At 73.4% G+C, this 9,229-nt stretch carries 8 protein-coding genes; 5 read left to right on the forward strand and 3 right to left on the reverse strand.

From position 1 onward, the window contains the following. A partial coding sequence (locus GA0115240_RS02345) for a hypothetical protein (protein WP_141708683.1) occupies positions 1 to 231 on the reverse strand: 231 nt, incomplete at its 3' end. 492 nt (positions 232 to 723) lie between these two features. Here GA0115240_RS02345 and GA0115240_RS02350 point away from each other — a divergent pair. From GA0115240_RS02350 to GA0115240_RS02370, 5 genes are all read left to right on the forward strand, one after another. Next, positions 724 to 3,141, forward strand: a complete 2,418-nt coding sequence (locus GA0115240_RS02350) for a ricin-type beta-trefoil lectin domain protein (protein WP_093734968.1) — start codon at positions 724 to 726, stop codon at positions 3,139 to 3,141. A 120-nt stretch (positions 3,142 to 3,261) separates the two neighbouring features. After that, a complete protein-coding gene (locus tag GA0115240_RS02355) occupies positions 3,262 to 3,960 on the forward strand; it encodes a family 16 glycosylhydrolase (protein ID WP_107407079.1) in 699 nt (232 codons plus the stop codon). 142 nt (positions 3,961 to 4,102) lie between these two features. Continuing rightward, the gene (locus tag GA0115240_RS02360; protein ID WP_161301973.1) at positions 4,103 to 4,951 is read left to right on the forward strand and encodes a VOC family protein; all 849 of its coding nucleotides are present in this window, start codon (positions 4,103 to 4,105) and stop codon (positions 4,949 to 4,951) included. 115 nt (positions 4,952 to 5,066) lie between these two features. Further along, positions 5,067 to 5,483, forward strand: coding sequence for a hypothetical protein (locus GA0115240_RS02365; protein WP_093734969.1), 417 nt, complete (start codon positions 5,067 to 5,069; stop codon positions 5,481 to 5,483). Between the two features lie 402 nt (positions 5,484 to 5,885). Next, complete coding sequence (locus GA0115240_RS02370) at positions 5,886 to 7,808, forward strand: AfsR/SARP family transcriptional regulator (protein ID WP_161301976.1); 1,923 nt, start codon at positions 5,886 to 5,888, stop codon at positions 7,806 to 7,808. 50 nt (positions 7,809 to 7,858) lie between these two features. Here GA0115240_RS02370 and GA0115240_RS02375 read toward each other — a convergent pair whose 3' ends face one another. Then, the gene (locus GA0115240_RS02375) at positions 7,859 to 8,512 is read right to left on the reverse strand and encodes a GAF domain-containing protein (protein ID WP_093734971.1); all 654 of its coding nucleotides are present in this window, start codon (positions 8,510 to 8,512) and stop codon (positions 7,859 to 7,861) included. Then, a complete protein-coding gene (locus GA0115240_RS02380) occupies positions 8,509 to 9,228 on the reverse strand; it encodes a S8 family peptidase (protein ID WP_093734972.1) in 720 nt (239 codons plus the stop codon). Before GA0115240_RS02380 ends, GA0115240_RS02375 begins: the two co-directional genes overlap by 4 nt. Between the last annotated feature and the right edge of the window lies 1 nt (position 9,229).

A 9,229-nucleotide genomic window follows, 5' to 3' on the forward strand; every position in this document is an offset into this window, starting at 1 on the left:
GCTGCGGGTGTCCGCCGCGCGGCAGGGGCGGGCGGTGCACCCGGAGACGGCGGAGCCCGGCGCGCGGTCCGCAGCCGGGGGCTGCGGCGTGCCGGCGCGGTAGGCGCAACCGGGCGGGAGCGGAGCAGAGTTGGCGTGGCGCAGTCGGCGTCCCACCAGGACGCCCAGCGGAACGGAGAGCAGGGTCCAGGCGGCGAGGACCAGCGCGGCGACGACTAAGAAGTTCGGCATGGCGGTTCCGTACGGGGCGAGGTGGGACGAAATGCGCTTACCAGCGGTTTACCCACCCACGGTGAAACACACCGGATTCGGGGGACCGAAGCTCGACCCGCCCGCGGCCGGCGGCGGCCCGCCGGCGCGCACCCACACCAACGGCCAGGTGAGCGCCCGGCGGGCCTGATGCCCGCAAGCAGGCGGAGCCCGGCGGGCTCGTACGGGACCTACGCCAACCGGACAGCCCCGATGGCGACACCCGCACTCCGCTCGGGCGCACTCCGCTCGGGCGCACTCCGCTCGGGCGCACTCCGCTCGGGGTCGCGGTCCGCCCGCCGCCCGGGTCCGGCGCCCGCCGCTGCGAGGCGTCCGGCGCCGACCGGGCCCCGGCAAACGTTTGTTTGTGCGCAGTCTTGACGCCTCCGTGGGATTGCAGTGCACTGTGCGCCGTACCGTGCGTGTGGTTCTGATCCTTTCTGGTGAATTTCCTCGGTGGGGAAGGACGTTGCGATGGTGATCGCCGTACAGCGCAGGACATTCCGTCAGCTGGCCGTGCTGGCGGTCACCGTGCTGATCGCCGCCCTGTGTCTCGGCTCCGGCGCCCGGCCCGCGCAGGCCGCGACCACCACGACGATCGCCGCCGACGGGACCAGCGCCGGCCGCACCTTCGACGGGATCGGCGCCATCAGCGGGGGCGGCGGCAACACCCGGCTGCTCACCGACTACCCGGCGGCCCAGCAGCAGCAGATCCTCGACTACCTCTTCAAGCCCGGCTACGGCGCGGACCTGCAGATCCTCAAGGTGGAGATAGGCGGCGACACCAACTCCACCGACGGCTCCGAGTCCAGCCACATGCACAACGCCACCACCGTCGACTGCTCGACCGGCTACGAGTGGTGGCTGATGCAGCAGGCCAAGGCCCGTAACCCCGCCATCAAGCTCTACGGACTGGCCTGGGGCGCGCCCGGCTACCTCGGCGGCGGCAACTTCTGGTCCACCGACACCATCAACTACCTCGTGAAGTGGCTCGGTTGCGCCACCACCCACGGCCTGACCGTGGACTACCTCGGCGGCTGGAACGAGCGCGGCTACAACATCGCCTGGTACGAGCAGTTGCGCACCGCGCTGAACTCCAACGGCTACGGCAACGTCAAGATCGTCGGCGCCGACAGCGACTGGGGCGTGGCCAACGACGTGGCCGCCAACCCCGCCTTCGCCGCCGCGGTCGACATCATCGGCGTCCACTACCCCTGCCAGGGCGGCGACGGCGGCAACGCGGACACCTGCCCGGGCAACGCGACCGCGACCGGCACCGGCAAACCGCTGTGGGCCAGCGAGAACGGCTCCCAGGACCTCGACTCCGGCGCGCCCGCGCTGATCCGCTCCATCACCCGCGGCTACATCGACGCCCACTTCACCTCGTACATCAACTGGCCGGTGGTCGCCGCGGTCTACCCGAATCTGCCGTACAGCACCGTCGGCCTGGTGCGGGCCGACCAGCCGTCCTCCGGCGCCTACAGCCTCGGCCGCAGCCTGTGGGCCACCGCCCAGGTCACCCAGTTCACCGCGCCCGGCTGGAAGTTCCTCGACACCGGCTCCGGCTACCTGGGCGGCAGCGAGAGCAACGGCAGCTTCGTGACGCTGAAGTCGACCGACAACACCGACTACTCCACGATCATCGAGACCAGCACCGCCACCGCCGCGCAGACCGTCACCGTCCATGTCTCCGGCGGCCTGTCGGCCGGCGCGGTGCACGTGTGGGCGACCGACCTCAACTCCAGCAGCCCGTCGGCCCAGATGGCGCAGCAGTCCGCCATCACCCCGTCGGGCGGCTCCTACTCACTGACCGTACAGCCCGGCTACGTCTACACGCTGACCACGACCACCGGCCAGGGCAAGGGCGCCGCGGCCTCGCCCGCGGCGCACCCGTTGGCGCTGCCGTACTCGGACAGCTTCGACGCGGCCACCGTCGGCCAGCAGCCCCGCTATCTGTCCCAGATGCAGGGCGCGTTCGAGGTGACCGGCTGCGGCGGCGGCCGGACCGGGCGCTGCGTGACCCAGCAGACCCCGGTCAAGCCGATCGAATGGGACGGCGACTCCAACCCGTACACCATCGGCGGCGACCTGGGCTGGACCAACTACACCGTCGCCACCGACGCGCTGATCGCCCAGGCCGGCTCGGTGCAGCTGATCGCGCGGGCCGGCACCCAGCACAGCTTCGGCCCGGCCGGGATCAACTCCTACTACCTCCAGGTCGCCAACACCGGCGCCTGGTCCATCGTGCGCAACAACACCAGCCACACCCTGACCACGCTGGCCAGCGGCACGGTGGCCGCCCTGGGCGCCGGCAGTTGGCACCACCTCGCGCTCACCGTCAACGGCACCGCCCTCACCGCGGCCATCGACGGCGTCACGGTGGGCAGCGCGAGCGACGGCACCTTCGGCACCGGCATGGTGGGCCTGGGCACCGGCGGCTACCAGGCCGACCAGTTCGACAACCTCTCCGTCACCCCGGTCGGCGCCCAGGGCGGCGCCACCGGCCCGGTCGTCGCCGTCGCCGACACCTCCAAGTGCGTGGACGACGACGCCGGCGGCACCACCAACGGCACCAGGGTGCAGCTGTGGGACTGCAACGGCGGCGCCAACCAGAACTGGACCTTCGCCGCCGACGGCACCGTCCGGGTGGGCGGCAAGTGCCTGGACATCACCGGCGGTCCCACCGCCACCGCCGACGGCACCCCGGTGGAGATCTGGGACTGCAACGGCGGCGCCAACCAGCAGTGGAGCGCCCAGAACGGCGCCCTGGTCAACCCCGGCTCCGGCAAGTGCCTCGACGATCCGGGCTTCAACACCGCCAACGGCACCCAACTGGAGATCTGGACCTGCAACGGCGGCTCGAACCAGCAGTGGGTCGCTCCTCATCCGTAGCCGCGCCCGGGCCGGCGTGAAAGGCCAGGTCCGCGCTCTCCCCGCGCCCCCGCACGCTCTGTCCCGCCCCCGCGCGATGCCGTTGACTGGAGCCGGGGGCGTTCAGCGGGGAGAGCAGACATGACCGACCGGCCGCCACCCGTGGTGTTCAACGCGCCGTTCACCGACCGCACGGCCTGGGCGGTCGGCCGGACCTCCGCCTACCCGGAGGACGGCCGCAACCCCGGCGACAACAAACTCGACCAGATCGGACCGAGCCACGGCCCCGGTGCGACCGGCCTCTTCCGGGCCCGCCGCGCCCGCGGCGGCCTGTGGTACACCGACCTGGTGTCCACCGAGTACGCCCCCGGCGGCTTCGAATTGCTGCCGGGCGACGAGGTGAGTGCCACCTGCCTGGTCCACGACGTCCGCGGCGCCTGGCCCGCGCTGTGGACCTGGGGCCGCGACAGCTCCGGCGGCCGGCCGCAGCCCGGACACGGCGAGATCGACCTGTTCGAGTACCACCCGGAGCATCCGCGGACGCTGGAACTCACCAACCACGTCCGGGGCGCCGGCGCCTACCCGCCGGACGTGGTCACCCCGGGGCAGCCCTTCCTCCTCCAGGTGGAGCTCGGCCGCGACAGCGTGCGCTGGTCCGTCGACGGCGTCCAGGTCTTCGCCGACGGGCGCGGGGTCGGCGCGCACTGGCGCGCCTGGCCCGTGGTCTGTGTCAGCGTCGCCGCCGGAGCGTACGGCCACCTGCCCCCGCAGCCGGACGTCGACGAGCTGAGCTGGCAGTGCACCGGGCTGACCGTCCGCCGCCCGGAGGCCGCACGGTAACGTGGTGCGTACGCCCGCTGGCGCACGGTGGCGGACCCCGCGCTGTCGCAGCCGCCGTGCATGACCCGGCGCGCCTCGGGCATGAGTGCAAGCGCATCGGCCGGAAACCGCGGTCGTACACCGAAACGAAACGGTATTCGCGATGACCCACCAGCAACCGGTGACCGGCGCCCTGCGCGCCCAGGCCGAGGCCGCCGCATCGGACGCGTCGCAGGGCGTGACCGGGGACGCGAGCCGCGGCGCGCCGTGCTGGGTCAGTCTCAACGCCCGCGACCTGGAGTCGGCCGAGAAGTTCTACGGCAGCGTGCTCGGCTGGGAGTTCCGGTCCACCACGCTCGGTGACCATTTCGCCATCGCACTGAGCCAGGGCAGGCCGGTGGCCGGCATCGGCGCCGTCGCCTCGGACCTGCAGGTCGCCGTCGTGTGGACGCCGTACTTCGCGGTCAGCGGGATCGACGAGGCAGCCGCCCGGATCAGGGAGCGCAGCGCCACCGTCGCGCTCGGCCCGGTCGCCTTCGCCTCCGGCCGGGCGATGGTGGCCGCCGACCGCGACAACGCGGTCTTCGGCCTGTGGGAGGGCCGGCTCCCCAACAACTGGAAGACCTGGCGCGACCAGGGCCCCGTCGTGCTGCGCCTGCGGACCCGCGACGCCTTCGAGGCGGCCATGTTCTACGGCGGCGTGCTCCAGTGGGCCGACGGCGGCCCCGGCGGCACCCTGGTGGCGTACGAGGACGAGGAGGTCGTCGTCCGCGCCCGGGGCGAGATCGTCGCCCGGCTCAGCTCCGGAGCGGTGGAAGCGGCCCCCGACCCGGGCCTGCGGCCGCACTGGGAGGTGCAGTTCGCGGTGGCGGAGGTGGCCGGCTGCGTCGCCGCGGCCCGCGCCCTCGGCGGCAGCGTGATCAAGAGCGGTACCACCCCGGCCGGGGCCTTCGCCGAACTGCGCGACCCCGACGGCGGCCGTTTCACCGTGCTGGAACGCGCGCACGGCTGACCGGTCGGCCGCCGGCCCGCGGCCGGCCCCACGGCACTGGTTTTCCGGGCGTGTCGCCCACGAGGCGGGGCAGACGGTCCCGCAGGAGAGCTGCGGCCCGGAAGGCGGTACGCAAGTGGACGACATCAGTCTGTCGGCAGGGGAACGGCGAACGCTGCACCAACTGGAGAAGATCCTGCGCCGGCAGGACCGCCTGCTGGTCTTCCGCATGCGGTCGGCGGGCCGCTGGGCCGGACCGCCGAAGGGCCGTCCGGCTCGGGAGCGCGACGGCGGGACCGCCCCCGGGACCGACCGCACCACCGACCGCACCACCGACCCCACCGCCGACCGAGCCGCCACCGACCGGGGGACCGGCCGCGCGACCCGGCGCGAACCGGGGCGCGGCGTGCGCGCCCTCACCGTGCTGTCGGCGTCGCTGATGCTGCTGGCGATACGCACCTCCGGCCGCTGCACCCGGCGCCTGTCGGCCCTGGCCTTCGGCGCCGTCTGGCTCCTCGCGACGGCCCTGTCGCCGCGCGCCACCCGCCCGTAGGCCGTGCCGGCGGGCCGCGCCCGGGGCAGCGCGGCGTGGTCCGGCAGATCGCGCCACGCCATCTGCCGGACCCGCTGGGCGTGCCCGCGGCACCGCCCCGCCGGGCCCGGTGGAAAAGCGCGGCCCCGACGCGATAAATAAATGCGCCTTTACGGAGTCGTTACTGCTGCGGCGTCCGGGGCCTTTGCGGCCCCTGCGGCCTGTGTCACCGGGCGTTGTGACACCCGGCAGCGCGCCGCTTAGGGAATTCTTAATTACCGGTTGAATTGCCCGTCCACGAACCCTTGGGACGGTGGACCGCTGCCCTCGGGCGGTGCGAACATGCGGTGGGTCAAAGCACCGTCCGCACCTGAATCAGCACCGTCTGTGTACCTGAACCGCCTAAGAAACTCGGGAGGGTCAGTGGGTGAAGCGGTGGCCGAGGATTCCTCGGCCGGCAGCCGGTCCGGTCCGTCCGCACCACCGCTGCGATTCGGAATCCTCGGGGCGCTGGAGGCCCACACCGGGGCCCGCGCGCTGCAGCTCGGTCCGCTCAAGCAGCGGATCGTCCTCGGGCTGCTGCTGTGCCGGGCCAACCGGGTGGTGTCGGTGGACGCCTTCTGCGACGCCCTGTGGTCCGGCCGGCCGCCCCGGACCGCGCACAAGAACCTCCAGGTGTACGTCTCCGCGCTGCGCAAGGAGTTGCGCGGCGGCGGCGACCGGCCGGACGGGGGCAGCCAGGCGCTGATCCGCCGCCCGCCCGGCTACCTCATCCAGGTCCGGTCCGAGCAACTGGACCTGCTGCGCTTCGAGGAACTGGCGCGCGGCGGCCGGCTGGCCGCCCGGGGCGGCGACCTGACCCAGGCCGCGCACCTGCTGGGCACCGCGGTCAGCATGTGGCGCGGCCCGGCGCTGTCCGACCTGGCGTCGGTGCCGGCGCTGGCGAGCGAGGCGGAGCAGCTGGAGGACCGCTATCTGACGGTCTACGAGGACTGGTGCCAGGCCGAACTGGCCCTGGGCCACCACGCCCAGCACGTCGACGACATCGACGGACTCGCCCGCCGCCACCCGTACCGCGAACGGCTGCGGCACGCCCAGATGCTGGCGCTCTACCAGTCGGGCCGGCAGACCGAGGCGCTGGCCCAGTTCGACGCCATGCGGCAGATGCTGGTCCGCGATCTCGGCATGCAGCCCAGCCCGGTGCTGGCCCGGCTCTACGAGGCGATCCTCAGCGGTGACGCGGCCCTGGACCCGTCGCCCGCCGTGCAGGCCCGGCCGGTGGTGATCCGCCAGGACCGCACCCAGCTCCCCGCCGACCTGGCGGACTTCACCGGCCGCGCCGCGCAGGTGCGATCGCTCACCGGCATGGTGGGCGGCCCCGCGGCCAAGCCGGTGACGGTGATCACCGGCGCGCCCGGGGTCGGCAAGACCGCGTTGGCCGTACACGGCGCCCACCGGATGGCCACCCCCTTCCCCGACGGCCGGCTGCTGGTCCGATTACGCACCCCCCAGGGCCGGCCGCGTCCCGCCGCCGAGGTCCTGGTCGAACTGCTGCGCGGCATCGGCGTGTCCGGTCAGCTGCCGCGCGGCCCGCAGGAGCGCGCCGCGCTGTACCGGACCCGCCTGGCCGACCTGCGGATGCTCGTCGTGCTGGACGGCGCCTTCGACGAGGCGCAGGTCCGGCCGATGCTGCCCGGGGCCGGCGAGAGCCGCGCGGTGGTGACCAGCAGGCGCCGGCTGGTCGGCCTGGAGGCGGCCGACCACCTGGACCTGGCGCCGATGGACGAACCCGAGGCACTGGACCTGCTCGGCCGGCTGATCGGCGCCGAGCGCGCCGCCGCCGAACCGGTCACCGCCCGGCGCCTGGTGGCCACCTGCGGGCTGCTGCCGCTGCCGGTCCGGATCGTCGGCGCCAACCTGGCCGGGCTGACCCATCTGACGCTGGCCCACTACGCGCGTCGTCTCGCCGACGAACACCAGCTGCTGGACGAGCTGACCGCGGGCGACCTGCGGCTGCGGCCCCGGCTGGAGAGCTGCTACCAGGATCTGCCCCCGCACGACCGGACCACCCTGCGCCGGATCGGGCTGCTCCCCGACGAGCCGTTCGGCCTGCGGGAGGCGGCGGGCGCGCTGGGCACGGGGCTCCCCGCGGCGGAGAAGGCGCTGGAACGGCTGATCGCCGCGCACCTGCTGCTGGTCCGCGCCCGGAGCACCGACGGGCCCAGCTACCGGCTGCCGGTCCCGTTCCGCGCCTACGCCCGGGAACGCGCCCGCGAGGAAGAGCTCGCGCCCCCGGCGCCGGGCGGCACCGGCCCGCTCCCGCACACCCGGTCCGCGGTGGGCTGACGGCCCCGGCCCCCGCGCGCAGCGGGGGCCGGGGCGGCCGGCCCGGCCGGTCACAGCGGCATCGGGCTCAGCACGTCGCGCAGTGAGTCGATCAGCCGGAAACCCGACTGGCGGCGGTCCCCGTCCAGGCCCTGGATCGCGTGCACCAGGCCGATCAGCTCGGTGTAGTCCTCGCCGCCGCCGGCCAGCGCGCTGCGCGCGGCCCGGGTGCGCGAGACGATCCGCAGCGCCACCCCGGCCTGATTGGCGAACAGCCCCAGCAGCTCCAGCTCGGCGATGCCGGACCGGGCCTGCGGGCTGGCGTCCAGCACCTCCAGCACGCCGAGCACCTGCTCGTCGTAGCTCAGCGGCACGGCCATCAGCGAACGCGGCACGTACCGGGTCGACTCGGCGATGTCGCGGGCGAAGGAGGTGCTGGTCGACAGGTCGTCCACCACCATCGCCTCGCCGGTGCTGGCCACCCAGCCGGCGATCCCGCGGTCGCTGGGGAAGCGGCGCCCGACCAGCCACTCCTCGCCCTGCCCCGCGACGGCTTCGAAGACCAGCTCGCCGCTGTCCTCCTCCAGCAGGAAGATGGAACTGGCCTGAGCGCCGAAAATGGCCCGCGCGGTGTCCACGATGGACTGCAGCAGCCGGCGGCTCTCGGCCCCGGAATCCGCCATCGCCGCCGACACCGCCGCCACCAGCTGGTTGTCCTGGGTCATGACTCTCCTCGAACGTTGGCTGCGGTCAGATAGAGGATGTTCTTGAGCTGGAACGCCGTCATACGCGGGTGCTTGCTGAGGATGCGCGCGCACAGCCCGGTGACATGGGGGGTGGCGAAACTGTTGCCCGTGTTGCGGGTCCGGCCGCCGTCCAGCCAGGCGACCTCGACGTTCTGGCCCCGGGCGAAGAACTCCACCGGCGGCTTGGGGTTGTACAGCACCAGATCCGGGTCGTCCACGTCGTGGCTGCCCACCGAGATCACCGAGGAGAACCGCCACGGGAAGCTCTCCACCCGCATGTTGTGGGCCGAGGCCACGATCACACTGCCCTGGAAGTAGGCGTCGTCGGCCACTTCGCGCAGCGGCCCGGTGAAGCGGGCCCGCGAGGTGGACAGGCTCAGATTGATGACGTCGAAGCCCTGCCGCACCGCCCAGCGCAGGCCCGCCACGAACACGTCGCCGGTGCCGCCGAAGCTCTCGCCCAGCACCCGCACGCTGTGGATCTCGCACGCCGGGGCCAGCGAGCGGATGATTCCGGCGCAGGCCGAGCCGTGCCCGCACACATCGCCGGTCTCCGTCTCCACCACCTGGACCTCGCCGTCGACCGGGACCGCCACATACGAGGCGTTCACCGGGCCGATCATCGGATGGTCGCGTTCCACGCCGCTGTCGATGACACAGACCCGCACCGCCCCGGCCGTCGGCCGCCGCCCCACG

It is taken from the genome of Streptomyces sp. DvalAA-14, from assembly GCF_900091855.1.
In the GTDB taxonomy this organism is placed as follows: domain Bacteria; phylum Actinomycetota; class Actinomycetes; order Streptomycetales; family Streptomycetaceae; genus Actinacidiphila.